A 24,380-nucleotide genomic window follows, 5' to 3' on the forward strand; every position below is an offset into this window, starting at 1 on the left:
TGAAGCCGCCGACCGCCATATATAAGGAATGCAGCGCCAAACGCTTGTGTTCCCTAGTCAAACCTAGAATGATGGTTGTGCAAACTTCTCTTATTACGACGCATGTTATCGGAGCAGAAATGTCTGTGAAATTCGAGATTTCCTTCGCCAAGTCGGCTCGTCTCAGCGGTGGTCTGGCCATTCTCCTGAAAGGAACGGACAGTGAGCTGCCGGCTGGTGCCGAAAGCGCCGATCCGGCGAATGTTTTCGCCAAGGCGGCGCCGGTATCCGGCTTCAAGAGCAAAGCGTTGAGTAGTCTGGATATCATCGCGCCCGAGGCCTCGCCCGTCGACCGGATCATCGTCATCGGTGCCGGCAAGGCCAAGGACCTGACCGCGCACGACTGGCTGAAGCTTGGCGGCACCGCCGCTGCAAAAATCCGCAACACGGAGAAGGTCGCGATCTTCCTCGATGCACCCAGCGTCGAAGTCAGGCCAAAGGAAGCGGCCGATTTTGCCCTGGGCATGCTCCTGCGCGCGTATAGCTTCGATACCTACAAGACGAAGAAGGGCGATGAGGACGAGAAGGGTGCCTCCCGCAAGGCGGTGAAGGTGACGATCGTTACCCAGGAAGCGGCAGCGGCCAAGAAACTCTATGCGACTTCAGAAGCCGTGGCCGGCGGCGTGATTCTCGCGCGGGATCTCGTCAACGAGCCGCCGAATGTTCTCGGGCCTGTGGAATTTGCGGCCAAGGCCAAGGAACTGGAAAAACTTGGCGTCGAAATCGAAATCCTGACGGAGCGTGAAATGCGCCGGCTCGGCATGGCGGCCCTGCTGGGTGTCGCGCAAGGTTCGGCCCGGCCGCCGCGGCTGGTGGTCATGCAATGGAAGGGCGGCAAGGCGAAGGACAAGCCGGTCGCCTTCATCGGCAAGGGCGTTGTCTTCGACACCGGCGGTATCTCCATCAAGCCGGCTGCCGGCATGGAGGAGATGAAGGGGGATATGGGAGGGGCTGCGGCCGTTACCGGCCTCATGCATACGCTTGCCGCACGCGAAGCCAAGGTCAACGCCATCGGCGTCATCGGTCTTGTGGAAAACATGCCCGACGGCAATGCACAGCGCCCGGGCGATATCGTCACCTCCATGTCCGGCCAGACGATCGAGATCATCAACACGGATGCCGAGGGCCGGCTCGTTCTCTGCGATGCACTCTGGTACACGAATGACCGCTTCAAGCCGCAGTTCATGATCAATCTGGCGACCTTGACCGGCGCGATCCTTGTCGCGCTCGGCAATTTGCAGGCCGGTCTGTTCTGCAATGACGACAAGCTGGCGGGTGAGCTGACGGCGGCAGGCCTTGTGACCGACGAGCGCCTTTGGCGCATGCCGCTCGGCAAGGACTACGACAAGATGATCGACAGCAAGTTCGCCGATATGAAGAATACCGGCGGACGCCACGCAGGTTCGATCACCGCTGCCCAGTTCCTGAAGCGCTTCGTCGGCGACACGCCCTGGGCGCATCTCGATATTGCCGGCACGGCGATGGGCTCGGTCCAGGACGAGATCAATCAGTCCTGGGGTTCGGGTTTTGGCGTACGCCTGCTCGATGAACTGGTCCGCGCCAATTACGAATCGTGACCAGCCGGATTTGTGAGATAGCGCCTTTCCGCTTTTCTTCGCATCGCGAAAATGCGCTATCCTTCCCTTGTGACGCATTCCGAACGGAAAACCGCTTCGCACTTTTCCTGGAATTGCTCTAGAAGAGGCGTCATGACCGACGTTCTCTTCTACCACCTGACGGAATCGAAGCTTGAAGACGCCCTGCCGCCGCTGATCGACAAGAGCGTCGAACGCGGCTGGCAGGTCGCCGTGCAGATGCGCGAGCCGGCCCGGCGCGATCTTTTCGATAGCCATCTCTGGACCTATCGCGAGGACAGCTTTTTGCCACATGGCACCGACGAAGACGAATTGGCAAGTCGCCAGCCAGTGCTGCTGACGATTTCGCCTGACAACATAAATGATGCCAACGTGCGTTTCTTCATCGACGGCGCCGAGGCGACGGATGTCGGAGCCTATCAGCGCGTCGTGCTGATGTTCGACGGCTACGATCAGGAACAGCTGGAAAGTGCGCGCGCCCAATGGAAACGCCTGAAAGGCGAGGGGCATAACCTCACCTATTGGCAGCAGACGCAGGACGGCCGCTGGGAGAAGAAGGCCTGACCTTTTTCTCCTCGTGAAGAGCTACGCGCCTTCCGACAGGATCTTCTGAATGAAATCCTTCTTCGCCGCCGTATAGGATGCGCGATCATTGGCATATTTTGCCGCAAGCTCGATCTTCAGTGCCTCATAGGCATGCGCAAGATCCGGCTCCCTGCGCAACCGGTCGCGAAAGATCAGGAAGTTGCGCCAGGTGGGGCCGCCATGTTCGACCACATGCACGAGATGGGTGCGGGTATCGCCCTGGATGTCTCGGCCGAAAATATGGTCGTCCGGCACGATATTGCTGCCAGCATAGACGTAGCCGATGGAGGCCATCGGCTCGACACAGGCAAGCCCATCCTCGAAGCGCCGCACGCCGACGGCGATATCGATGATCGGCTTGGCTTTTATCGTTGGGATCGAGGTGCTGCCGAAATGCTGGACATCGACTGCAAGGTCGCCGAGAGCCTTGCGAATGGCAGCTTCCTCCAGCAAGTAGGCTTCGTGCCAGCTCTGGTTCGGATCGGCGAGCTTGACGGACTTGTTACCGACGCCGAGGCCAAAAGATTGTTCATGCTCCGATGCCATAGGCATCTCTCCAGTGAAGACGATGCGCCACGCTAGCACGCCGCGGGCGGCATTGTCTTCACCGGGAAAGCCCCGTCAATCGTAAAATGCTTCAACGAATTTGCGCTTGCCGAGCATGAAGGCATCGGCGACATGGCGCAGCGGCGAAACGTCGACATCGGAGACGCCGGCTTTGACGATCTCGGCAAAGCGGCGATAGAGCGAAGGATATTCGGCTTCGGGTGCGGAGAATTTCAGCTCGCCATTGACGGAAAGCTTGGAGCCGCCTTCGGCGAGAACCATCTGTCCCGCATCCGTTTCGGCGACGATATCCCAGCTCTGCTTGCCAGTCTGACGCCAGTCGAATTCGGCGTGAACGGGAAGGCCGGTTCCGCTCTTGAAGTGCAGCTCGGCCGCGATCGGCGAATCACGGTTTTCCGGGAATTCGAGTGTCGCGCCGGTCAGGAAGAGCGGCGGCAGAATGTGGGTGACGATCGACAGCGCATTGATACCGGGATCGAAGACGCCGAGCCCGCCAGCCTGCCAGATCCACTCCTGGTTTGGATGCCAGTGACGGACATCTTCCTTCCAGATCACATGAGCGCTGCGAATATTAGTGCTGGCGAGGAAGCTCTTTGCAGCCTCCACGGCCGGCGCATAGCGCGAATGCCAGCTTGCAAAAAGCGACACGCCCTTGCTCTTTGCAAGGTTTTCAAGATCGGCCACTTCGCTGAGTGTCGCGCCCGGCGGCTTCTCCAGGAAAACATGCTTGCCGGCCGACAGCGCCTTGTAGGCGGCTTCATAGCGGTATTGCGGCGGCATGCAGAGAGAAACGGCGTCGATCTCCGGTACAGCATCGAGCATGGCTTCGATGGTCGTGAAGGCGGGGATGCCTTCGACAGTGCCGTGGCGGCTCGCCGTAGCGATCAATTTGAAATCCGCATTGTTCGCGATGGACGGAAGATGCTGGTCGCGGACGATCTTGCCGACACCGACGATAGCGAGGTTGATGGGGGACATGGGTGTCTCTCGATTAGTATGATTATTGATGCGATCTTTATCAGAATGCCGCATGCGGGCAAGGGCGGCAAATCGCAAATGCAGGCGCCAGGTCCAATCTTGATGCTTGGAAAACGGGTGCCGGCTCTTGATTCACAGCCTGAAATCGGCACTCTTCCTCTGCGCAGCCAAAAGATCCGGAAAGAATCGCTGCGGGGGGAAGTCATGAAAACATTGCTCGGCTTCAGCCGAATCGTCGACTATGTGACTGAGATCATCGGAAAATCAGTCTCATGGCTTATTCTGGTCGCTGTCTTGGTCAGCGCAGGAAACGCGATCGTCCGTAAGGTCTTCAACACATCGTCCAATGCCTGGCTGGAAGCGCAATGGTATCTGTTCGGCGCCGCCTTCATGCTCGCCGCCGCCTATACGCTGCGCCAGAACGAGCATATCCGCATCGATATCATCTACGGCTCCCTGCCGCGCCGGGTGCAGCACTGGATCGATCTCCTCGGCCACTGCCTTTTCCTGATGCCTTTCGTGCTGCTGATGGTCTACGATCTCGTGCCCTATGTCCGCACCTCCTTCCTGTCGGGAGAAGTTTCCTCGAGTGCCGGCGGCCTGATCATCTGGCCGGGCAAGGCATTGCTGCTGGCGGGCTTCTTTCTGCTGGCGCTGCAGGGGACGTCCGAGATCATCAAGAAGATCGCCGTCATGCGCGGCGATATGGATGATCCGACCCCCTACGTGCCGACGCATGCGCCGCTCGATGTCGAAACCCCGACCGGGGAGGCGCGCTGATGATTGAACTCATTGCTGGGAACATGGCGCCGATCATGTTCGCCTCGCTGATCATTTTCCTGCTTTTTGGTTATCCCGTCGCCTTCGCGCTTGCTGCGAACGGACTGCTGTTCTTCTGGATCGGCGTCGAACTCGCACCCTATTCGGGCGGCACAATCAATCTCTCATGGCCGCTTCTCAACGCGCTGCCGGATCGATTCTGGGGAGTGATGTCGAACGACACGCTGCTGGCGATTCCGTTCTTCACCTTCATGGGCATCGTGCTGGAGCGATCCGGCATGGCCGAAGACCTGCTCGACACGATCGGCCAGCTGTTCGGGCCGATCCGCGGGGGGCTCGCCTATGCGGTGATTTTCGTCGGAGCGCTGCTGGCGGCCACCACCGGCGTCGTTGCGGCTTCGGTCATCGCCATGGGGCTAATCTCGCTGCCGATCATGCTGCGCTATGGCTATGACCGGCGGGTCGCCTCCGGCGTCATCGCCGCTTCCGGCACGCTGGCGCAGATCATCCCGCCGTCGCTCGTCCTGATCGTGCTTGCCGATCAGCTCGGCCGTTCCGTCGGTGACATGTATGCCGGCGCCCTGATTCCCGGCCTGGTGCTGACCGGTCTCTACATGCTCTATGTATTGATCATGTCGATCGTGAAGCCGAACTCCATGCCGGCATTGCCGAAGGAGGCTCGCTCGCTTGGCTCCGGCGTCACGTCCTTGCTGATCGCATTGCTGATATGCGCCGGCGTGGCCTATGCCGCCCATGTTTACCTGACCCCCGCCTATGGCGAAAACGCCGATATTCTCGGTGCAACAGTTGGCGTCGCCTTCATCTATGCGATCGCCGTGCTCGATAAGGGGATGAAACTCAACGCGATGTCGCGGCTGGCCCAGCAGGTCATCATCGTGCTCATTCCACCGCTGGCGCTAATCTTCCTCGTGCTTGGCACGATCTTCCTCGGCATCGCGACGCCGACGGAAGGCGGCGCCATGGGGGCGGTCGGCGCGCTCATAATGGCGGCTGCCAAGGGTCGATTGAACATGGAGGTCGTGCGCTCGGCGCTGACATCCACGACGCGGCTTTCGGCCTTCGTGCTGTTCATCCTGATCGGCTCGCGCGTCTTTTCGCTGACCTTCTACGGCGTCAACGGCCATGTCTGGGTCGAGCATCTGCTGGTATCGCTGCCCGGCGGCGAGGTCGGCTTCCTGATTGCCGTCAACATCCTCGTCTTCGTGCTTGCCTTCTTTCTCGATTTTTTCGAGCTTGCCTTCATCATCGTGCCGCTGCTGGCACCTGCTGCCGAGAAGCTCGGCATCGATCTCATCTGGTTTGGCGTACTGCTCGGCATCAACATGCAGACGAGCTTCATGCATCCGCCCTTCGGCTTCGCGCTGTTCTATCTCCGCTCGGTGGCGGCGCGTGTGCCCTATCTCGACAGGGTGACCGGCAAGCAGATCGCGCCCGTCACGACCGGGCAGATCTACTGGGGATCCGTGCCTTTCGTCGGCATCCAGATCCTGATGGTGGCGTTGACGATCATGTTCCCGCAGATGGTCATGCACTACAAGGGAGCCGGCACCGGCGTCGATCCCAACACGATCAAGATTGAAGTCCCGGGCTTCGGTGCACCCGGCCAGGATAATGGCAATGGCCTGCCGGGACTGCAGCTTCCAGGCGGCAATTCGCTTGACAGCAAGCCGGCGGATAAGGGCGGCGGCGCGTCAAACGCGCCGGCCAACGACCTCAGCCAGCCACCGTCGTTTAATTGAGGCATTACGGTCTGCATCGGCCTGCTTGTCGATCTGACGCAACGAAAAACCCCGGAGCATCGCTCCGGGGTTTTCTCTTTTGGACCTACCGGTCGCTCAAATCTTCCCGGAGCGCTGCAGCGTCATCATGTAGACGTCGTAGCTGTATTCGGCGACCTGAGTGTAGAGATAGTGCTGGCCGCGGAAGCCCTTGATCGATTCCCAGATCTTTTTAAAGGTCGGGTTGTTGGCTTCCATTTCCGCATAGACCTCGTTGGCCTTGTCGAAGCAGGCATTCAGGATCTCGGTGCTGAATGGCCGGAGCTTCGCCCCTTCGGCCACGACCCGCTTGATGGCGGCCGGGTTCAGGTAATCGTATTTCTGCAGCATGTTGGCGTCCGTCGCCTGCGCGGCCGTACGCAGCAGCGATTGATAGGCCTTCGGCAGGCCTTCATACGCCGCCTTGTTGAACATGACATGCACCGTCGGGCCGCCTTCCCACCAGCCGGGATAATAGTAATAGGGCGCCACCTTGTAGAAACCGAGCTTCTCGTCGTCATAGGGGCCGACCCATTCGGCTGCATCGATCGTGCCTTTCTCGAGCGCCGGGTAGATGTCGCCGCCGGCGAGCTGCTGCGGCACGACGCCGAGGCGCTCGACCACCTTGCCGGCAAAGCCGCCGATACGCATCTTCAGCCCCTTGAGATCGGCAACCGTGTTGATTTCCTTGCGGAACCAGCCGCCCATCTGCACGCCGGTATTGCCGGCGGGGAAGCCGATCAGCCCCTGCGTCGCCAGGAATTCATTGAAGAGATCGATGCCGCCGCCGTGATATTGCCAGGCGTTCATGCCACGGGCATTGAGCGCGAAAGGAACGGCAGCTCCCAATGCCCAGACCGGATCCTTGCCCCAATAATAATAGGCGACCGAGTGGCAGGCCTCGACGGTTCCGGCTGAAGTTGCGTCTGCAGCCTGCAGACCCGGCACGATTTCGCCGGCTGCAAACACCTGGATATTGAAATTGCCATCGGTAGCCTCGGAAACATATTTCGACAGCACTTCACCGCCGCCATAGATCGTATCGAGCGACTTCGGAAACGACGATGTGAGGCGCCAGTTGATTTTCGGATTGCTCTGCGCAATGGCCGGCGCTGCAAGCGTTGCAGCCGCTGCCACCGACCCGGCGCCGGCGACGCCGGCTTTCCGCAGAAATGAACGACGATCCATCTGTTACTCTCCCCCCAGGATGCGAGCGGGCGAGCTCGCCCGCTCTTCGTGATCACAGCCGCAGCTAATCATGCCGCTCGGCGCGTTTCAAGCGTATCGGAAGCTGGTGCAACCATTGATCTAGTTGTCTGCGACGGCGTTCGTTTGCAGGCCCGCCTTAGCGGACCATCTTTGTGTCGGCCTGTGCGACCAGATTGGTCGCCGGAGTCAGCTCGCGCTTGTATTTCAGCGTGACGACCTTGTAGCCGTCATTCTCAAGCCGGCTCAGGAGAACAGGCAGCATCCTGACGGTGCGCTGGTGGATGTCGTGCATCAGAACGATGCCGCGGCCGCGCTGATGGAGCTGCTTCATGGTGCGATCGACCACCGAGGCGGGCGTCGAAGTGAAGTAATCCTTGCTGTCGATATCGACATCCATGACGATCATGTCGCGGGCGGCAATGGCCGTGCGCAGGTGTTTGGAGTCGGCAAGATAGGGGAAACGGAAGAAGGGAGCGTCCGTGCCGATCGCCTTGGTGACGGCATCCTTGCCGCGGGCGATCTCGGTCATCGCCGCGTCGAAAGTCATCTTGTCGAGATCGGGATGGCGGAAGGTGTGGCTGCCGATCGCATCGCCATGTGCAAGCACCTCGCGTGCCGTCGCCGGGTGTGCCTGCGCCATTTCGCCGACCATCATGAAGGCGGCCTTGACGCCGAATTTGTCGAGCGTGGCGAGAATGCGTTCCGTCTTGCCGGGAGCCGGACCATCATCGAAGGTCAGGATGACCTCCTTGTCGGCGAGCCTGATATCCTTGAGCGACGAGACCTCCAGCGTGCGGCCGGCGAGATTATGCGGACCGTTCATGCCTGCCAGGTCATCCCGCGTTTCGAGATCGGCGACGAGCCATTTCTTCGGCTCCATCTCGATTGGATCGTTGGCCTTCAGCGGTTTATGATGCGGCTCCTCGGCGGCATAGCTGCTCTTGAGCGATGCTTCATTGCCTGGCTTCGTGGCGCATCCTCCGAGAGCCAGAGACACGGCGAGGCCAGCCAGCAACACACGGTAGTTCATCAGAATCGCTCAACACTATGTCCATGAAAGTTGAGCGCATATTCTGCAGTTATGGTTAATGATCGGTTAGGAGCGGCCGCGAATTCCTTAACCAGCGGTCAGCTTCAGCCGGCCATGCCGCTCTCATATTCCGATGAAAGTTCCAGCCACTGCTCCTCGGCCGCCGCGAGCTTTTCTGCCGCGTCGGCACGCTGTTTTGCCTTTTCCGCAGCCTTGGCCGGCGCCTTCTCGTAGAGGGCGGGATCCGCAAGTTCTGCATCAAGGGCCTGAATCAGTTTCTCAAGCTTGCCGGTCAAGGATTCGATTTCATTGATCTTCTTCTTGAGCGGCGCGAGCGAGGCGCGCCGATCGGCATTGAGCTTGCGCTGATCCGCCTTGGAAACGGAATCGTCGCTGGTATTTACTTTGCCCTTGTCGTCCTTGGCTTTCGGGCTGGCGACGACGAGGCTGCGGTATTCTTCCAGATCGCCGTCAAAGGTCGCGACGGTACCGTCGCGCACCAGCCACAGCCGGTCGACGGTGGCTTCGATCAGGTGACGGTCGTGCGAGATCAGGATGACGGCGCCGGAATAATCGTTCAGCGCCTGGATCAGCGCGTTGCGGCTGTCGATATCGAGATGGTTCGTCGGTTCGTCGAGGATCAGCAGATTCGGTGCGTCGAAGGCGGCAAGGCCCATGAGAAGGCGTGCCTTCTCGCCGCCGGAGAGATCCTTGACCTGCGTATCCATCTTCTCCGTCGCAAGCCCCATCTGCGCAACGCGGGCGCGCACCTTCGCTTCCGGCGTTTCGGGCATGCGGCGGCGCACATGCTCCACGGCTGTCTGGTTGGGGATGAGATCGTCGAGCTGGTGTTGAGCGAAGAAACCGATCTTCAGGTTCGGTGCGAGCCTGACTTCGCCGCTCTCCGCGCCGAGCCGGCCCGAAATGAACTTCGCGAAGGTCGATTTGCCGTTGCCGTTGGAGCCGAGCAACGCAATGCGGTCGTCGGCATCGATGCGCAGGTTCAGCCGTTTCAGGATCGGCTTGCCCGGCTCATAGCCGACGGCACCGCCGCTGATCGCGATGATCGGTGAGGCGGGTTGCTTTTCGGGTTCCGGAAAGCTGAAGCCCATCACATGGTCTTCGATGACGGCGGCGACCGTTCCCATCCGCTCCAGCGCCTTGATGCGCGACTGTGCCTGTCGCGCCTTCGAGGCCTTGGCCTTGAAGCGGTCGATGAAGCTCTGCAGGTGCTTGCGGGCTGCATCGTTCTTCGCCTTCGCCTTCATCTGCAACTCGTCGGCCTCGGCCTTCTGCCGCTCGAATTGATCGTAGGAGCCGCGATAGAAGGTGAGCTTCTTCTGGTCGAGATGCACGATGGAATTGACCGCCGTGTTCAGCAGATCGCGGTCGTGCGAAATGATGATGACCGTGTGCGGATAGCGGCGGATGTAGTCCTCCAGCCAGAGCGTGCCTTCAAGGTCGAGATAGTTCGTCGGTTCGTCGAGCAGCAACAGATCCGGCTCGGAAAACAAGACGGCCGCGAGCGCAACGCGCATGCGCCAGCCACCGGAAAAGGAGGAGGCGGGGCGTTTCTGCGCTTCGTGGTCGAAGCCGAGGCCGGCCAGGATGCTGGCGGCGCGCGCTTCAGCCGAATGCGCATCGATATCGGCCAGACGCGTCTGGATATCGGCGATGCGGTGCGGATCGGTCGCTGTTTCGGCTTCCGCAAGCAATGCGGAGCGTTCCTTATCGGCTGCCAGGACGATATCGATCAAAGGCTCCTCGGTGCCGGGTGCCTCCTGCGCCACCTGGCCGATGCGGGCATTGCGGGGGATCGAGACCGAGCCACTCTCGGCGGCGAGATCGCCGGTGATGATCCTGAACAGCGTGGATTTGCCAGCACCGTTCTTACCGACGAGGCCAGCCTTCGTGCCCGCCGGAAGCGTCACGCTGGCATGGTCGATGAGAAGGCGGCCGGCAATGCGGGCGGAAAGGTCTGAAATCGAAATCATGGCGCGGTTTTGGCCGAACTCGGCGCCGAAGGCAAGAGCGGGAAGGCGCTTAGGCGCCGGCCTTTTGCGAGGATTTCGAGAGGTTGGCGCAGTTGCGCAGCCGCTCGGTCAACTCCGTTTCATAAAGCATGAGATTGCTGAGCGAGGCATTGAGGCTGTCGAGTGCAGCATTGCCATGCGGAGTCGTGTCGATCTCGCGGGCAAAATGCTGCTTTTTCATCAGCCCCTTGGCGAGCTGATCGGCGACTTCGCGCAGCATTTCGGCGGCATCGCTTTCCGACTTGCGCGCCACCAGCCCGCAATGGCTGACCAGACGATGCTTCAGACCAATCTCGTCGAGCCCGCTTTGCGGGGGAAGGGGGCCAAGCGCCTCGATCTCTTCGGCAAGACAGCGGTCCTGGCCATAGAGCGCTTCATAGAAGAGCTGATAGTTGCGCGGCAGGTTTTTCACCTTCAGCCGCGTCATGAAGCGGCCGATAACCTCGAGCTCGGTTTCCGTTTCATCGTCATTGATGGAATATGCCGAAACGCTTGTCTGCGAGTTCTTCATGCCTGCCTTTGGACCGTGAGCTGATATATCTTATCAATCTGCAGGTCGGCAGGTTAAGGGAACATGAACAAAACGGCCGATCCTCGCCGCAGCGCAACAAAATGAGGCATGTGATCAACGTCTGGGCGAAGACGGGAAACGACGGTTCTCCCCTGGCTACATCCAGTGCTGTCCTTCGCTTCGCAGAAAATGCAGGAGGTCCAGCACCAGAGACGGCTTGCCCATGGATGTGAGGATAGTGTGGCACTGGCCGCGGTGATGGGTGTGATGGTTGAACATATGGGATACTGCCGCATGGAGGGGAACAGTGATGGCGCCCGGGCGCAGGATCGAGGTATAGGTGATGTCGACGGCAAGCGCGTCGGCATCTAGCGTTTCCAGCCAGGTGACGATATTTCGATCTTCCGCCTCCCGTAAGCTGTAAAGGCCTTCAAGGGTGCCATGCAGAATGGTGTCGAGTGACGCAGGTACGCCGCCGGTGCCGTTGAAACGGTGCATCCACAGCCGGTCCGCTATCAAGAGATGATTGAGCGTTCCGTGGAGCGAGCCGAAGAAGGCGCCGCGGTCTTCGTGAAATTCGGCGTCGCTGAGGTCTGCTGCGGCATTGTAGACCTGGACATTGGCCCAGCGATTATAGTCGGCAAGCATCTTGAAATGTTTGAGCATATGCGTCTCCTCTTATGGTGGTGGTGATTTTATCGCGAAGTTTGGCGGCGGGCAGCTGCTTCGCCACCCAGCGGATCGCGAATCAGCCGCTCGGACTGTGACACCAGCGTGAAATTGGCCGATCCCCCTTGTTTTCGGGCCTTGGGGCAGGTAAAGACCGCCCACTTTTCTCTGATTACAAGGAATGGACCCATGGCGATTGAACGTACTTTCTCGATGATCAAGCCGGATGCGACGAAGCGCAACCTGACCGGCGCCATCACCAAGGTTTTTGAAGACAACGGCCTGCGCGTCATCGCCTCCAAGCGCGTCTGGATGAGCAAGCGCGAAGCTGAAGGCTTCTACGCCGTTCACAAGGAACGTCCGTTCTTCGGCGAACTCGTCGAAGGCATGACCTCCGGCCCGACCGTCGTCCAGGTTCTGGAAGGCGAAAACGCCATCCTGAAGAACCGCGAAATCATGGGCGCGACCAACCCGGCCAACGCTGCCGAAGGCACGATCCGCAAGACCTTCGCCCTTTCGATCGGCGAAAACTCCGTTCACGGCTCGGACGCTCCGGAAACGGCTGCCGTCGAAATCGCGTACTGGTTCTCCGAAACCGAAATCGTAGGCTGAATCGGCCTTTCAGCGAAAGCGCTGAACGATTTGAAATGACTCATGAAAGCCGGGATTTCGATCCCGGCTTTCATGCTGGACAGGCTGCGTCACGCCCGTAATCGGCGTTGCCGTCACCTTTGAAGACATCTGGATTGGCGGTATAGACCGGGCCGACGACCAGCGGTTTCGTCGGCAGCACGGTCTGGTCGAGATCGGATTTGACCTCGGTCTTGATCGTCTGGATCGTCTTGTCGCTGGCATCCACCAGCTTGATTGAGACAGCATAGGGGCGGTCCTTGCGAACGCAGTGCAGGTCCGGGCTTTCCAGCGTGATCTTGTCCCAGAATGTATAGATCTTCTGGTTGACGACGAGCGGATCACCGCCCGCGGGATTTTCGAATTCCGCAATCGCCTTTGTTCCCTCGGGGATCGGAGCGATCTTCTTCAGCGTGATCATATAGCTTGCGCTCGCCACGCGGTAGTTGAAGACGAAGAGGCGGCCGGTGAGCTGGGTCGGGCCTTCGCCGTCTTTCCTCTGGCAGCCGGCCAGCGCCAGGCCGGCGATGGTCCCGGCGCTCATCATTGTCAGCATGATCCTTCGCAATCTCATGGCGCAGTCTCCTCCTTCTTGCGCCGGTAGTGCCGGCTGGCCTTGGCTCGGTTGCCGCAAACCGCCATGTCGCACCAGGCGCGGCTCTTGTTCTTGCTGCGGTCGATGAAGAGCCAACCGCAGTTGCGGCATATTTTCATTCGCTCGGGATCGGGCATGGCGATGAGGCGCAGCGTCGAATGCACCGTCGCGGCATCGAGCCCATCGGCTGAGGCTCGTTTCAGGACTTTCGCCAATGCCGCAAGCAGATCCGCAAGCAGCAGATCGGCAGCCTCGCCAAGAATGCGTGCCCGGAAATAGCGGTCGATCAACTCGCGGAGGGCAATGAAATCGGCCCGGTTTTCCCGCTTCACGGGCAGGATATCGCCGAAGAGCGCCCGCTCCGCGCAGAAATTGGCAGCCGCCTTCGGGAAGCTATCCATCTGTCCCGGTGCCTCGAAGCGGTCGATCCGACGCCCGTCGTCATGGCGCAGGATCACGCTGTTGGCGACATCGAGCGCGAGCGCGCCACCGGAGAAGCGATGTGGGGTCCAAGAAAAACTCATGGCGAAAATTATAACTGGTAAAATTCATTTTGCCAGTTACTATTTGCTGGTTCTTCGGAGAGGTGGAATGGCTTATCTTCTGCAGCAACTGGCGAATGCCGTTCCGCTCGCTGCGCTCTATGCGACGCTGGCCTTCGGCTATTCCATTGCCTTCGGGGTCATGAAGCGGGCCGATATTACCTATGGCGCGCTGTTTGCCTTTGCCGGCCAGATGCTCGTGCTCTTTACCGATGTCGGCTACACCAAGATGTATCTGGTTCTGCCGGCCGCCTTTGCCTTCGGTGCCGTCGCCGCCGTCGGCTATACGATCGGCACCAGCTTCCTCGTCGGCCGCGCCATCATGCTGCCGCTGTCGCGAAAATCGCCGAATACGGTCATCGTCGCGGCGCTCGGCATGATGATCATCCTGATGGAAACGGCGCGACTCGCTTCGAATACGCGTGGCATCTGGCTGCCGCCCTTCCTGAACGATGCCGTCGTCTTCTGGGATAGCGGCGATTTCCGCGTGACGCTGACGGAAATCCAGCTGCTCAACACGGCCCTGATGATCCTTGTCATCCTCGCGGGCGCCTATGTTCTGAAATGTACCGGCTGGGGGCGCATCTGGCGGGCGGTGACGGACGATTCCCTCGCCGCCGAGCTCTGCGGCGCCAGTGCCAATCGCGTCTTCCTGCTGGCCTATGTCGCGTCAGCCCTCGTCGCAACCATCTGTGGCCTGCTGGCTACTTCCTACTATGGAACGATGGATTTCGGGGCGGGGCTGATGTTCGGGCTCAAGGTGCTGATGATCGCCGCGGTCGGCGGCTATTCCGATCCGCTAAAGTCAGCGGGCGGGGCAGCGCTCCTTGGCTTGACGGAGACGATGTGGGGTGCCTACGGCCCGTTCCTGTGGCGCGACTTCGTCATTTTCTCGCTCCTCGTCCTGCTGCTGGTCATGAGCCGGCGCGAAAGAGTGGTGCCTTGAAGCTTACCTGTTGCCGGCCCACTTTGCCCGCGCGGCATCGTCGGCATCCCTGGCGGAAACCCAGCCGCCTTCGGTACCATCCTTGCCGTGCTCCTTCTTCCAGAAGGGCGCGGAGGTCTTCAGAAAATCCATGACGAAATTGGCGCCGTCGAAGGCGGCCTGCCGATGTGGCGCGGCCGCAATGACGAGCACGATGTTCTCGCCGGGCGAAATCTTGCCGTAGCGATGGATGGCCGTCAGACCGAGAAGCTCGAAGCGTTCGATGGCTAGTCTGGCGATGCGGGTGATCTCCGCCTCCGCCATGCCGGGATAATGTTCGAGTTCGAGGGCGCCGAGTGCTCCGCCTTCGTCGCGGCAGAGACCGGAGAAGGTGACGACTGCGCCGATATCGTGCCGCCCATCCGTCAGCCGATTGATCTCCGTCTGGAGATCGAAATCCTCGCGCTGGACTTTGACGAATGGTGAAATCATCGCAATTTCCTTGATCGATCTCGCAAACAGGCCGAGGAGCCTTCCAGCCCTTTGCTTTGGCATCCTGAGCCTGTCGAAGGGGCGTTCGTCGCTGCAATCGATTCACTGGATCGATTGCTCGGGCTTCGCCCGACCGCTCCTCACCCCCCCGTCATCGGCGGGAAGAGCCCGATCTCCCGCGCTCCGGCGATCGGCTCATCGTGTTCCGCATGTTCCATGTTGATAGCGACGCGGATCGCCTGGGGGAATTGAAGTGCCGCCTCGTATTCCTCGCCCAAGCCCTTCAAATGACTCAGGAGATCGCCGACGGTGACGACATCGGCGGGAAGGGAAATCTCCTCTTCCGCTTTGCCGATCCGCTCGCGCACCCAGGCGAAATAGACGAGTTTCGTCATCATTCTTCATCCACGACATGCTTCAGCCCGGCCCGGAAATAATCATAGCCGGTATAGATGGTCAGAAGCGCTGCGACCCAGAGCAGGACGATGCCCATCTCTGTGGTATAGGGTAGCACCTTGTCGCCTGCCGGCCCAGCCAGAAGGAAGGCGATGGCGACGAGCTGGGCCGTCGTCTTCCATTTTGCGATGCGCGTCACGGGAACGCTGACCTTCAACGCCGCCAGATACTCACGCAGGCCCGAAACCAGGATTTCGCGGCAGAGGATGATGATGGCGGCCCAGAGCGACCAGCCGGCAATGGTACCGTCGGCGGCAACCAGAAGCAGGATAGCCGAGACCAGCAGCTTGTCGGCGATCGGATCAAGCATCCGGCCGATATTCGAGGTCTGGTTCCAGATGCGCGCGAGATAGCCGTCGAGGAAATCGGTGATCGAGGCGATGATGAAGATCCAGAGCGCGACCCAGCGCGCAAAATCGGAGCCCTCCAGCTTACCCTCGATGAAGAAGCAAAGAACGATCAGGGGTACGCAGATAATGCGGCCGTAGGTGAGCAGATTGGGGATGCTGTAAGCGCGCGAAGCCATGGAAATCGTTTCGTTTCTGTTGTCTCGACCGAACCGGATTGGGCACTGTTGATCCCATCCCGCTGAAGTTGTCTGATGGAGTGTGATCCCAAAAACCGCTCCGCACTTTTTGGTGGTCACACCCTAGATGATGGTTTGGTCAGTTTGTCGTCAATATTGTTTCTGTTTTTTCACCGCTATTGCGTGGAATTTGCGACGAGCTTTCCCTATTTCGCGGCGTCCTCGTGGAAATGGTTATAAACCTGACGCGCCACCGCTTCGGAAATGCCCTCGACTGCCATCAGGTCGGAAAGGGCGGCACGCGACACGGCCTTCGCGGTGCCGAAATGCTGGAGAAGTGCGCGCTTGCGCGAAGGACCGATGCCACCGATCTCGTCGAGCGGGTTCTTCACCATCTCCTTCTTGCGCCGGGCGCGATGCGAGCCGATCGCGAAGCGGTGCGCTTCGTCGCGCATGCGCTGGATGAAATAGAGAACGGGATCGCGCGGCGGGAGCGAGAAGCTTTCGCGCGAAGGGGCAAAGAAACGCTCACGCCCGGCTTCGCGGTCGACGCCCTTGGCGACGCCGATGGCGATGACACTGTCGGTGATCCCGAGCTCATCGAGAATGGCGCGCACGGCCGTCATTTGCCCCTGGCCGCCGTCGATGAGGATGACATCGGGCCAGGCGGGGAAGGCGCGATCGGCGGCATCGACGCTGGCGTCGGTCTCGCCGCTGCGGTCGGGCTTGCCTTCCTCCTTCAGGAGACGAGAGAAACGGCGGGTCATGACTTCGCGCATCATGCCGAAGTCGTCGCCCGGCGTGATGTCGGTCGATTTGATGTTGAACTTGCGGTACTGGTTTTTGACGAAGCCTTCCGGCCCGGCCACGACCATGCCTCCCACCGCATTCGTGCCCATGATGTGGGAGTTGTCGTAAATCTCGATGCGTTGTGGCGTGTAGGGAAGCTTGAACGTTTCTTTGAAGCCTTCGAGCAGCCGCGATTGCGACGCGGTTTCCGCGAGCTTGCGGCCATGCGCCTCGCGCGCGTTGGCAATGACATGTTCGACCAGATCGCGCTTCTCGCCGCGTTGCGGCACGAGGATCGTAACCTTATGACCAGCCTTCTCGCTGAGGGCCGCTGCCAGCAGTTCGATTTCCTCGACCGTCTCCGACAGCAAAATCTGCCGCGGCACCGGCTTGTCGTCATAGAATTGCGCGAGGAAAGCGTTCAGCACTTCAGCACCCGAGAGCGATGGATCGGCCTTCGGGAAATAGGCACGGTTGCCCCAGTTCTGTCCGGTTCGGAAGAAGAAGACCTGGATGCAGGAAATGCCGCCCTCGTGGTGGATGGCGAAGACATCGGCTTCCTCGACGCCGGCCGGGTTGATGCCCTGATGGCTCTGCACATGCGAGAGCGCCGCCAGACGGTCGCGGAAAATGGCGGCGCGTTCGAAATCCAGATCTTCGGCGGCAGCATTCATCGCCTCGGCCATATGTGCCTTGACGTTCTGGCTCTTGCCGGAAAGGAAGTCCTTCGCCTCCTGTACCAGCTCAGCATAGCCAGCATCGCTGATCTCATACGTGCAAGGGCCGGAACAGCGTTTGATCTGATAGAGCAGACAGGGCCGCGTGCGCGTCTCGAAGACGCTATCGGTGCAAGTGCGGATCAGGAAGGCGCGCTGCAGCGAATTGATGGTGCGCCCGACGGCGCCCGCCGAAGCGAAGGGGCCGAAATAGTCGCCCTTGCGGGCGCGGGCGCCGCGATGCTTGAAGATCGCCGGCGCGCGATGATCGCCCGTAATCAGAATATAGGGAAAGGATTTGTCGTCGCGCAGCAGAACGTTAAAGCGCGGACGCAAGCGCTTGATGAGATTCGCTTCCAGCAGCAGCGCTTCCGTCTCCGTCCGCGTGGTCACGAATTCCATATTGGCGGTTTCGCGCACCATGCGGGCGATGCGGTTGGAGTGCACCTTGCCCAGGGCATAGTTGGAAACGCGCTTCTTCAGGTTCCTGGCTTTGCCGACGTAAAGCACGTCGCCGGCCTCGTTGAACATGCGGTAGACGCCGGGATTGTTGGGTAGTCGCTTGACGAATTCGGCGATCAGCTCGGCGCCGCGCAGCCCCGTCTCGTTCTTTCCGCCTTCGTTCCAGTCGACAGGCGCAATAGGGGAGGCTGCGGCATCGCCTTCCACCTCGATGTCGTCTTCGATATCCTCTGATTCGTCATAGAGAACGCCGCCGTCAGGCAGCTTTCTTCCATTCATTCCGCACTCTCCGACACGTCGGGCGTTTCCCAGGCAAGGTGCTGGCCGCCATCGAGCGCTATCATTTGGCCCGTGATCGAGGGCGTGTCAAAAAGAAAGCGGATGGTCCGGCCGAATTCTTCGAGCCCGGGCGCCGCCTTTAATATGAGGCCGTCGATCTGCGCTTGAAAGTCCTCTTCGGTCTGCCGCACGCTGCGCACTGTCGGACCTGGGCCGATCGCGTTGACGCGGATACGCGGCGCAAAGCTCTGCGCCATCGTCTGAGTCGCCGTCCAGAGGGCGGCTTTCGACAGTGTATAGGAATAGAAGCGCGGATTGAGCGCCCAGACCCGCTGATCGACCATGTTGACGATCAGGCCCGGACGCGGTTCGGGAAGCTGCCGGACGAAATCGGCAGCCAGAATCGACGGCGCCCGCACATGGATTGCGAAATGCGCCTCGAAGGCTTCTTCGTCAAAATGACCCGCGGAATCGCCGAGGAAGGCTGAGGCATTATTCACCAGAAGATCGAGCGGGCCGAGGGGATCCACAACCCGTTCGACAAGGGTTGAAGTTTCGCCCAAATTCTGCAGATCCGCCTTGATCGCAATGGCTCTCCGGCCCATTTGCCGCAGTTTCGCCGCAATCTCCTCGGCTTCGGCGAGCGACTGATTAGCATGCAACGCCACGGCGAAGCCGTTAGCCGACAAATCCTCGGCAATTGCCCGGCCTATTCTTTTGGAAGCGCCGGTTATCAGCGCCGTGCGTAGTTTTTCCTGGCTCAAGAGATCGCCTTTTGCTCGTCGTTACCCAATCGATGCTCATATAGGGCGTCGATACACCATATGAAAAGATGCATGGTCAAATGATGCGCTCTGGGGTTTCTTATGTAAAACTTGAGATATATTTAGTTTAAAATAAGTATACACGGTTTAACCGATGATTAGGGTTAACAATTCCTCTGTTGCGATGAAGCAACATCGAAATTCAGCCACGTCTGTGCCACAATGATATCATATTTTGGCTCTTCCAATTCCTCATTTGCATTCCAATTTCAACCTCGATCCGGGAGGGATATGTTTTAATTGCTCGTGGCGCTTCGAAGTCAAGGACAGTAAGCGGGGCACACGGGCCTGAAAGGAGAAAAGTATGCGTACTCTTATCAAGACCCTCATGGTCTCCGCTTTCGCTCTTGGCGGCTACACCGCAGCTCATGCCGCTGACGCTGTTGAGCAGATTCCGCAGCCGCCCGTCGCTCAGGAAGCAGCTCCGGCCGTCAACAACTGGTCCGGCTTCTACATCGGTGGCGCTGGCGACTGGAACGCCGGTCACTTCAACCGCAACGGCGACGCTTACGCCTGGGGCGGCCAGGCCTTCACCGGCTACAACTGGCAGCAGGGCCAGATCGTATATGGTATCGAAGCTGACCTCGGCTACTCCGGCGCCGACAGCACCCGCAACGGCCTGACCGCCAAGAACGGTGTCAACGGCTCGGTTCGCGGTCGTCTCGGTTACGACTTCAACCCGTTCATGCTGTACGGCACGGCCGGTCTGGCACTCGGCCAGAACAAGCTCTCCGACGACACGTCGTCTGACAGCAAGACGGCTGTTGGTTACACGGTCGGTGCAGGTGCTGAAACCTTCATCACCAACAATATCACGGCTCGTCTCGAGTACCGTTACACGGACTACGGCAAGAAGAACTTCGACCTCGACTCCGGTCGGTTCTCTCGCGGCTACGACGAACAGAGCGTCAAGGTCGGTATCGGCGTCAAGTTCTAATCGCTTGACGACATGGAATGAAGGAAAAGCCGGGGTTTGCGCCCTGGCTTTTTTGTTTATCTGCGTTGCCAAAATCGGGCGAAGGCATGGCTTGCGCCGCGAGTCGCTGTCGGTACTGCGAAATCAGACCTGCGGCTTCATCGCCGGAAAATCGGGGAAATGCTTCTCGAACTTGCGCGCCCAGTCTATCAATCCCCCATGGTCAGCTTCCCACTGCCCTTCGAAGCGGAGCTGCAGATAGCCGACAAGGGAGGCAAGCGCGAAATGACCCGCATGCAGCTTCTTGCCGATCTTCGGCGGCTCGGCGTCGAGATGGGTGAGGGCGCGGCTGACTTTTGTCCACTGCCGGTCGATCCAGGGCTGATGCTGCTTCTCGGGTTCGCGAAGTCGGCGCTCGTAGACGATCGACAGCAGGCATTCGTTGGTGCCGTCGCAGAGCGCTTCCAGAACTTCGATTTCGGTCCGCTTGCTCTTCTTCGAAGGGTAAAGCCCGCCCTCGCGACGATCGAAATAATGCATGATTGCGCGGCTGTCGAAAATCGCCTCGCCGTCGCCGGTCAGCAATGTCGGGATCTTGCCGAGCGGGTTGTTGTCGATCAGCAGCGTCGGACCGGCATTCGTATCGACATGGATTTCCTCAAGCTTGATGCCGAGATGGCGTGCCGCCATGCGCACCTTGCTGGAAAAGGGGGAGGTGGACGAGCAAAGAAGTCTCATGGAATCACCTGCGGGATATGGATGTGAATAGTCTCAATGTTCGCCACGCAGCCAAAAGGCCCGCTGCGAGGCGAAGCGGTCCTGCGCCAGAATATCCTTCAGGGCCGGCAGCAGCGCATGCAACTCGTCCTTCAGCGTGAAGGGCGGGTTGACGATGATGAGGCCCGAGCCGGTAAGCCCGGTGAAGCCGCGATCGCTTTTGACGATCAACTCGGCGCAGAGCATCTTCGGAATTTCGAGCGCCTGCAGCGCCTCGTGAAATGCCTTGATCGGCGCATCCTTCTTGATCGGATACCAGAGGCAATAGGTGCCGCCGGGAAAGCGGCGCCAGGCCTTCGCCAGCCCGTCGATCAACCGTTCATATTCGCCTTCCTCCTCGAAAGGCGGATCGACGAGCACGATGCCGCGTTTCTCCTTCGGCGGCAGATGCGCGCCAAGCGCCAGCCAGCCGTCGAGCTCGGTAACGCGGGCATGGTGATCGCCCTCGAAGAGGCGGTGCAGCCGCTGGAAATCATCCGGATGCAGTTCCATCGCCGAAAGCCGGTCCTGCGGGCGAAACAGCATGCGGGCAAGCTTCGGCGAGCCGGGATAGAGCCTGACGCCGCCCTCGGCGTTCAGCTCGCGGATGGTGGCAAGATAGGGATCCAGCAGGTCCGCCACTTGCGGCACCAATTCCGCCCCCAGCACCCTGCCGATACCGTCTCGCCATTCGCCCGTCTTCTGGGCTTCCTCGGAGGAGAGATCATAAAGCCCAATGCCTGCATGCGTGTCGAGAACGCGAAACGCCTTGTCCTTGTTCTGCATGTAGCGGACGAGGCGGGCAAGGATCGCATGTTTCAAGACATCGGCGAAATTGCCCGCGTGGTAGATGTGCCGATAGTTCATTGCCGGTGAAGTCCGCATGAATTGTTGAGATGGGCCGGATTGTCTCTAGTGGCCGGTCTCCGCTTGAAATATACAAACATCATGAACATTGCGACCCCTATCCAAGCCAAATCGCGCATCGGCCATACGGCCTGTCCGCATGACTGTCCCTCCACCTGCGCGCTGGAGGTCGATCTGACCGAAGACGGCAGGATCGGCCGGGTTCGCGGGGCCAACGATCATTCCTATACCTCCGGCGTCATCTGCGCCAAGGTCGCCCGATATGCCGAGCGGCTCTATCACCCCGATCGTCTGATGAAACCGCTCCGGCGTGCCGGCGCCAAGGGCGAGGGGCGCTGGCAGGAGCTCTCCTGGGACGATGCGCTGGACGAAATCGCCGAAGCCTTCATCAAGGCCGAAGCCAAGGATGGCAGCGAGGCGATCTGGCCCTATTTCTATGCGGGAACGATGGGCTGGGTGCAGCGCGATTCCATCGAGCGGCTGCGCCATGCCAAGCGCTATTCCGGTTTCTTCTCGTCGATCTGCACCAATCCGGCCTGGACCGGCTTCACCATGGCGACGGGCGTGCTGCGCGGTCCCGATCCGCGCGAGATGGGCCGCACGGATTGCGTCGTCATCTGGGGCACCAATGCGGTTGCCACCCAGGTCAACGTCATGACCCATGCGGTGAAATCCCGCAAGGAACGCGGCGCCAAGATCATCGTCGTCGATATCTACGACAACCCGACGATGAAGCAGGCCGACATGGCCTTGATCGTCAAGCCGGGCACGGATGCGGCCCTTGCCTGCGCCGTCATGCACGTCGCCTTCCGCGACGGCTATGCCGACCGCGACTACATGGCCAAATATGCTGACGATCCCGCCGGTCTCGAAGAGCACCTGAAATCGAAGACCCCGGCATGGGCTGCCGGCATCACTGGCCTCTCGGTCGATGAGATCGAAGCCTTCGCCAAGCTGGTGGGGACGACGAAGAAGACCTATTTCCGGCTCGGCTACGGCTTTACCCGCCAGCGCAATGGCGCGATCGCCATGCACGCGGCAGCGTCGATCGCGACGGTGCTCGGCTCCTGGCAATATGAGGGCGGCGGCGCCTTCCATTCGAACAGTGATATCTTCCGCATGGATGCGAGCGAACTGACCGGCCGCGCCATGAAGGATATGGATATCCGCATGATCGACCAGTCGCAGATCGGCCGCGCCTTGATCGGTGATGCCGTGGCGCTGCGTCATCGCGGTCCGGTAACCGCCATGCTGATCCAGAACACCAATCCGGTGAATATCGCGCCGGAACAGCGGCTGGTGAAGCGCGGCTTCGCCCGCTCCGACCTATTCGTCGCCGTGCACGAGCAGTTCATGACCGATACGGCTGACACGGCCGATATCGTCATCCCCGCCACCATGTTTGTCGAGCATGACGACATCTATCGCGCCGGCGGTCAGAACCACATTCTGCTCGGCCCGAAGCTCGTCGAGCCGCCGCCGACCGTACGCAGCAATCTCTTCGTGATCGAGGAGCTGGCGAAGCGTCTCGGCGTTGCGGATCGCCCCGGCTTCGGCTTCTCCGCTCGCGAAATGATCGACCGGGTTCTGTCCAGAAGCGGCCTGCCGGACTACGATTATTTCCTCGAACACAAATGGTTCGATCGCCAGCCGGATTTCGAGGAGGCCCATTTCATCAAGGGCTTCGCCCATCCCGACGGAAAATTCCGCTTCCGCCCGGACTGGGTCAATCAACCGGCGCCGAACCGCCCGCCAGCGTCGGTGGGATTGCTCGGGCCGCATGTCGAGCTGCCGGAGTTTCCGGATCAGGTCGATGTCATCGAGGTGGCCGATCCCGAGCATCCGTTCCGGCTCGCGACCTCGCCCTCGCGCAACTTCCTGAATTCGAGTTTCGCGGAGACGAAGACGTCGCGGCAGAAGGAAGGCCGCCCCGAAGTGATGGTCAACCCGGCCGATGCCGAGCGGCTTGAGATCGTTCATGGCGAGCTGGTTCGCATCGGCAATACACGCGGCGATATTCGCCTCCACGCCCGCGTGACAGCGGAAGTGAAGCCGGGCGTGCTGATCGCTGAGGGCCTCTGGCCGAACAAGGCTCACGTCGATGGTGAGGGCATCAATGTGCTCACCGGCGCGGATCCCGTCGCGCCCTATGGCGGTGCGGCTGTCCACGATAACAAGGTCTGGCTTCGCAAGGACGTGGCATGAGTAAATTCGAAAAGGCGAAAGCCGAAATCGTCAGCGAAAGCACGCTGGCGGATCAATGGACGCGGCTGAGTACATTTGAGGTCGACTACACGGATTCGCAGGGCGAAAAGCATCGGCTGAAGCGCGAGGTCTATCATCGCACGCCGGCGGCCTGCATCCTGCTTTACGATCCCAGGCGCGAAACGGTGATACTCGTCCGGCAATACCGTCTCCCGTCTCATCTTGTCGGTCTTCCCGACCGGATGATCGAGGTGCCTGCCGGCCTGCTCGATGGTGACGATCCGGAGGCCGCGATCCGCCGCGAAGCCATGGAAGAGACCGGCATTCGCGTGCGCGACGTCCGCTTCCTCTTCAAATCGATGACGTCGCCTGGCTCTTCGACGGAGATTATCCATTTCTTCGCGGCCGTGATCGATACCTCCGACCGTGTAGCCGATGGTGGCGGCCTTGCGGAGGAGCATGAGGATATCGAGGTGCTGGAAGTTCGCCTGTCCGATGCTATGGCGATGATCGAGAAGGGCGAGATCTATGACGCCAAGACGATCATGCTGCTGCAATGGGCGACTTTGAACGTCGCCACCTTGAAATAGACCACTGGGTGAGCGGGAGCTTTGTAAAAACTCTGC

The 24,380-nt window shown here is 60.1% G+C and carries 25 protein-coding genes; 9 read left to right on the top strand and 16 right to left on the bottom strand.

Going from position 1 to position 24,380, the window contains the following annotated elements:
* The first annotated feature begins 119 nt into the window (after nt 1-119).
* Both I8E17_RS04275 and I8E17_RS04280 read left to right on the top strand, forming a co-directional pair.
* Nucleotides 120-1,616 (top strand): leucyl aminopeptidase, encoded by a 1,497-nt coding sequence (locus I8E17_RS04275; protein WP_069616200.1) that lies wholly within the window; start codon nt 120-122, stop codon nt 1,614-1,616.
* 132 nt (nt 1,617-1,748) lie between these two features.
* Nucleotides 1,749-2,198 carry a DNA polymerase III subunit chi gene (locus tag I8E17_RS04280; RefSeq protein WP_069616201.1) on the top strand — a complete coding sequence of 150 codons (450 nt, stop codon included), beginning with the start codon at nt 1,749-1,751 and terminating at the stop codon, nt 2,196-2,198.
* A gap of 21 nt (nt 2,199-2,219) precedes the next feature.
* Here the strand turns inward: I8E17_RS04280 and I8E17_RS04285 are convergent, their stop codons facing one another.
* Together I8E17_RS04285 and I8E17_RS04290 are read right to left on the bottom strand one after the other, a co-directional pair.
* On the bottom strand, nt 2,220-2,765 hold the full coding sequence (locus I8E17_RS04285) for a GrpB family protein (RefSeq protein WP_069616202.1): 546 nt from the start codon (nt 2,763-2,765) through the stop codon (nt 2,220-2,222).
* A gap of 75 nt (nt 2,766-2,840) precedes the next feature.
* On the bottom strand, nt 2,841-3,764 hold the full coding sequence (locus tag I8E17_RS04290) for a Gfo/Idh/MocA family oxidoreductase (protein ID WP_069616203.1): 924 nt from the start codon (nt 3,762-3,764) through the stop codon (nt 2,841-2,843).
* Nucleotides 3,765-3,968: 204 nt separating this feature from the next.
* Here I8E17_RS04290 and I8E17_RS04295 point away from each other — a divergent pair, with 204 nt between their 5' ends.
* Both I8E17_RS04295 and I8E17_RS04300 read left to right on the top strand, forming a co-directional pair.
* Nucleotides 3,969-4,544 (top strand): TRAP transporter small permease subunit, encoded by a 576-nt coding sequence (locus tag I8E17_RS04295; RefSeq protein ID WP_069616326.1) that lies wholly within the window; start codon nt 3,969-3,971, stop codon nt 4,542-4,544.
* Nucleotides 4,544-6,304, top strand: a complete 1,761-nt coding sequence (locus tag I8E17_RS04300; protein ID WP_069616204.1) for a TRAP transporter large permease subunit — start codon at nt 4,544-4,546, stop codon at nt 6,302-6,304. Before I8E17_RS04295 ends, I8E17_RS04300 begins: the two co-directional genes overlap by 1 nt.
* 96 nt (nt 6,305-6,400) lie before the next feature.
* Here I8E17_RS04300 and I8E17_RS04305 read toward each other — a convergent pair whose 3' ends face one another.
* The 5 genes from I8E17_RS04305 to I8E17_RS04325 form a co-directional block, all read right to left on the bottom strand.
* Entirely contained in the window at nt 6,401-7,510 is a 1,110-nt protein-coding gene (locus I8E17_RS04305) for a TRAP transporter substrate-binding protein (RefSeq protein ID WP_069616205.1), read from the bottom strand.
* 157 nt (nt 7,511-7,667) lie between these two features.
* The gene (locus I8E17_RS04310; protein WP_069616206.1) at nt 7,668-8,561 is read right to left on the bottom strand and encodes a polysaccharide deacetylase family protein; all 894 of its coding nucleotides are present in this window, start codon (nt 8,559-8,561) and stop codon (nt 7,668-7,670) included.
* Between the two features lie 104 nt (nt 8,562-8,665).
* Nucleotides 8,666-10,555, bottom strand: coding sequence for an ABC-F family ATP-binding cassette domain-containing protein (locus tag I8E17_RS04315; RefSeq protein ID WP_069616207.1), 1,890 nt, complete (start codon nt 10,553-10,555; stop codon nt 8,666-8,668).
* Between the two features lie 49 nt (nt 10,556-10,604).
* Complete coding sequence (locus tag I8E17_RS04320; RefSeq protein ID WP_069616208.1) at nt 10,605-11,105, bottom strand: hypothetical protein; 501 nt, start codon at nt 11,103-11,105, stop codon at nt 10,605-10,607.
* A 156-nt stretch (nt 11,106-11,261) separates the two neighbouring features.
* The gene (locus tag I8E17_RS04325; protein WP_069616209.1) at nt 11,262-11,771 is read right to left on the bottom strand and encodes a DinB family protein; all 510 of its coding nucleotides are present in this window, start codon (nt 11,769-11,771) and stop codon (nt 11,262-11,264) included.
* Between the two features lie 192 nt (nt 11,772-11,963).
* Between I8E17_RS04325 and ndk the strand changes: the two genes are divergently transcribed.
* Nucleotides 11,964-12,386 (top strand): nucleoside-diphosphate kinase, encoded by a 423-nt coding sequence (gene ndk, locus I8E17_RS04330; protein ID WP_069616210.1) that lies wholly within the window; start codon nt 11,964-11,966, stop codon nt 12,384-12,386.
* A 70-nt stretch (nt 12,387-12,456) separates the two neighbouring features.
* Here the strand turns inward: ndk and I8E17_RS04335 are convergent, their stop codons facing one another.
* Both I8E17_RS04335 and I8E17_RS04340 read right to left on the bottom strand, forming a co-directional pair.
* A complete protein-coding gene (locus tag I8E17_RS04335) occupies nt 12,457-12,978 on the bottom strand; it encodes a hypothetical protein (RefSeq protein WP_083258377.1) in 522 nt (173 codons plus the stop codon).
* Nucleotides 12,975-13,523, bottom strand: coding sequence for a CGNR zinc finger domain-containing protein (locus tag I8E17_RS04340; RefSeq protein ID WP_069616211.1), 549 nt, complete (start codon nt 13,521-13,523; stop codon nt 12,975-12,977). The genes I8E17_RS04335 and I8E17_RS04340 overlap by 4 nt, the downstream gene beginning before the upstream one ends.
* Before the next feature lie 67 nt (nt 13,524-13,590).
* Here I8E17_RS04340 and I8E17_RS04345 point away from each other — a divergent pair, with 67 nt between their 5' ends.
* Complete coding sequence (locus tag I8E17_RS04345; RefSeq protein WP_069616212.1) at nt 13,591-14,487, top strand: branched-chain amino acid ABC transporter permease; 897 nt, start codon at nt 13,591-13,593, stop codon at nt 14,485-14,487.
* A 3-nt stretch (nt 14,488-14,490) separates the two neighbouring features.
* On the opposite strand, the gene I8E17_RS04350 is transcribed toward I8E17_RS04345, so the two are convergent.
* The 5 genes from I8E17_RS04350 to I8E17_RS04370 form a co-directional block, all read right to left on the bottom strand.
* Nucleotides 14,491-14,958 carry a molybdenum cofactor biosynthesis protein MoaE gene (locus I8E17_RS04350; RefSeq protein WP_069616213.1) on the bottom strand — a complete coding sequence of 156 codons (468 nt, stop codon included), beginning with the start codon at nt 14,956-14,958 and terminating at the stop codon, nt 14,491-14,493.
* Between the two features lie 140 nt (nt 14,959-15,098).
* Nucleotides 15,099-15,353 (bottom strand): molybdopterin converting factor subunit 1, encoded by a 255-nt coding sequence (moaD, locus tag I8E17_RS04355; protein ID WP_069616328.1) that lies wholly within the window; start codon nt 15,351-15,353, stop codon nt 15,099-15,101.
* On the bottom strand, nt 15,353-15,940 hold the full coding sequence (gene pgsA, locus I8E17_RS04360; RefSeq protein WP_069616214.1) for a CDP-diacylglycerol--glycerol-3-phosphate 3-phosphatidyltransferase: 588 nt from the start codon (nt 15,938-15,940) through the stop codon (nt 15,353-15,355). Before pgsA ends, moaD begins: the two co-directional genes overlap by 1 nt.
* A gap of 206 nt (nt 15,941-16,146) precedes the next feature.
* Entirely contained in the window at nt 16,147-18,186 is a 2,040-nt protein-coding gene (gene uvrC, locus I8E17_RS04365) for an excinuclease ABC subunit UvrC (protein WP_069616215.1), read from the bottom strand.
* The gene (locus I8E17_RS04370) at nt 18,183-18,950 is read right to left on the bottom strand and encodes an SDR family oxidoreductase (RefSeq protein ID WP_069616216.1); all 768 of its coding nucleotides are present in this window, start codon (nt 18,948-18,950) and stop codon (nt 18,183-18,185) included. Before I8E17_RS04370 ends, uvrC begins: the two co-directional genes overlap by 4 nt.
* 364 nt (nt 18,951-19,314) lie before the next feature.
* On the opposite strand from I8E17_RS04370, the gene I8E17_RS04375 reads away from it, so the two are divergent.
* Nucleotides 19,315-19,947 (top strand): outer membrane protein, encoded by a 633-nt coding sequence (locus I8E17_RS04375; protein WP_069616217.1) that lies wholly within the window; start codon nt 19,315-19,317, stop codon nt 19,945-19,947.
* 123 nt (nt 19,948-20,070) lie between these two features.
* Here I8E17_RS04375 and I8E17_RS04380 read toward each other — a convergent pair whose 3' ends face one another.
* Nucleotides 20,071-20,664 (bottom strand): glutathione S-transferase, encoded by a 594-nt coding sequence (locus tag I8E17_RS04380; protein ID WP_069616218.1) that lies wholly within the window; start codon nt 20,662-20,664, stop codon nt 20,071-20,073.
* 33 nt (nt 20,665-20,697) lie between these two features.
* Complete coding sequence (locus tag I8E17_RS04385) at nt 20,698-21,549, bottom strand: 23S rRNA (adenine(2030)-N(6))-methyltransferase RlmJ (protein ID WP_069616219.1); 852 nt, start codon at nt 21,547-21,549, stop codon at nt 20,698-20,700.
* A gap of 81 nt (nt 21,550-21,630) precedes the next feature.
* Between I8E17_RS04385 and I8E17_RS04390 the strand changes: the two genes are divergently transcribed.
* Nucleotides 21,631-23,754, top strand: a complete 2,124-nt coding sequence (locus tag I8E17_RS04390) for a molybdopterin oxidoreductase family protein (RefSeq protein ID WP_229002078.1) — start codon at nt 21,631-21,633, stop codon at nt 23,752-23,754.
* Nucleotides 23,751-24,344, top strand: coding sequence for an NUDIX domain-containing protein (locus I8E17_RS04395; RefSeq protein ID WP_069616221.1), 594 nt, complete (start codon nt 23,751-23,753; stop codon nt 24,342-24,344). Before I8E17_RS04390 ends, I8E17_RS04395 begins: the two co-directional genes overlap by 4 nt.
* Nucleotides 24,345-24,380 lie beyond the last annotated feature (36 nt).

The organism is Rhizobium sp. AB2/73 (assembly GCF_020871915.1).
In the GTDB taxonomy this organism is placed as follows: domain Bacteria; phylum Pseudomonadota; class Alphaproteobacteria; order Rhizobiales; family Rhizobiaceae; genus Rhizobium; species Rhizobium dioscoreae.

Bases quoted from the DNA above. Each gene is read 5' to 3' on its own strand.
- I8E17_RS04285 (WP_069616202.1), bottom strand. From the start codon at position 2,765: ATGGCATCGGAGCATGAACAATCTTTTGGCCTCGGCGTCGGTAACAAG.
- I8E17_RS04385 (WP_069616219.1), bottom strand. From the start codon at position 21,549: ATGAACTATCGGCACATCTACCACGCGGGCAATTTCGCCGATGTCTTG.
- pgsA (WP_069616214.1), bottom strand. From the start codon at position 15,940: ATGGCTTCGCGCGCTTACAGCATCCCCAATCTGCTCACCTACGGCCGC.
- I8E17_RS04350 (WP_069616213.1), bottom strand. From the start codon at position 14,958: ATGATTTCACCATTCGTCAAAGTCCAGCGCGAGGATTTCGATCTCCAG.
- I8E17_RS04380 (WP_069616218.1), bottom strand. From the start codon at position 20,664: ATGAGACTTCTTTGCTCGTCCACCTCCCCCTTTTCCAGCAAGGTGCGC.
- I8E17_RS04345 (WP_069616212.1), top strand. From the start codon at position 13,591: ATGGCTTATCTTCTGCAGCAACTGGCGAATGCCGTTCCGCTCGCTGCG.
- I8E17_RS04290 (WP_069616203.1), bottom strand. From the start codon at position 3,764: ATGTCCCCCATCAACCTCGCTATCGTCGGTGTCGGCAAGATCGTCCGC.
- I8E17_RS04375 (WP_069616217.1), top strand. From the start codon at position 19,315: ATGCGTACTCTTATCAAGACCCTCATGGTCTCCGCTTTCGCTCTTGGC.
- uvrC (WP_069616215.1), bottom strand. From the start codon at position 18,186: ATGAATGGAAGAAAGCTGCCTGACGGCGGCGTTCTCTATGACGAATCA.
- I8E17_RS04310 (WP_069616206.1), bottom strand. From the start codon at position 8,561: ATGAACTACCGTGTGTTGCTGGCTGGCCTCGCCGTGTCTCTGGCTCTC.
- I8E17_RS04320 (WP_069616208.1), bottom strand. From the start codon at position 11,105: ATGAAGAACTCGCAGACAAGCGTTTCGGCATATTCCATCAATGACGAT.
- I8E17_RS04335 (WP_083258377.1), bottom strand. From the start codon at position 12,978: ATGAGATTGCGAAGGATCATGCTGACAATGATGAGCGCCGGGACCATC.
- I8E17_RS04395 (WP_069616221.1), top strand. From the start codon at position 23,751: ATGAGTAAATTCGAAAAGGCGAAAGCCGAAATCGTCAGCGAAAGCACG.
- I8E17_RS04315 (WP_069616207.1), bottom strand. From the start codon at position 10,555: ATGATTTCGATTTCAGACCTTTCCGCCCGCATTGCCGGCCGCCTTCTC.
- moaD (WP_069616328.1), bottom strand. From the start codon at position 15,353: ATGACGAAACTCGTCTATTTCGCCTGGGTGCGCGAGCGGATCGGCAAA.
- I8E17_RS04295 (WP_069616326.1), top strand. From the start codon at position 3,969: ATGAAAACATTGCTCGGCTTCAGCCGAATCGTCGACTATGTGACTGAG.
- I8E17_RS04305 (WP_069616205.1), bottom strand. From the start codon at position 7,510: ATGGATCGTCGTTCATTTCTGCGGAAAGCCGGCGTCGCCGGCGCCGGG.
- I8E17_RS04325 (WP_069616209.1), bottom strand. From the start codon at position 11,771: ATGCTCAAACATTTCAAGATGCTTGCCGACTATAATCGCTGGGCCAAT.
- I8E17_RS04275 (WP_069616200.1), top strand. From the start codon at position 120: ATGTCTGTGAAATTCGAGATTTCCTTCGCCAAGTCGGCTCGTCTCAGC.
- I8E17_RS04390 (WP_229002078.1), top strand. From the start codon at position 21,631: ATGAACATTGCGACCCCTATCCAAGCCAAATCGCGCATCGGCCATACG.
- ndk (WP_069616210.1), top strand. From the start codon at position 11,964: ATGGCGATTGAACGTACTTTCTCGATGATCAAGCCGGATGCGACGAAG.
- I8E17_RS04300 (WP_069616204.1), top strand. From the start codon at position 4,544: ATGATTGAACTCATTGCTGGGAACATGGCGCCGATCATGTTCGCCTCG.
- I8E17_RS04280 (WP_069616201.1), top strand. From the start codon at position 1,749: ATGACCGACGTTCTCTTCTACCACCTGACGGAATCGAAGCTTGAAGAC.
- I8E17_RS04340 (WP_069616211.1), bottom strand. From the start codon at position 13,523: ATGAGTTTTTCTTGGACCCCACATCGCTTCTCCGGTGGCGCGCTCGCG.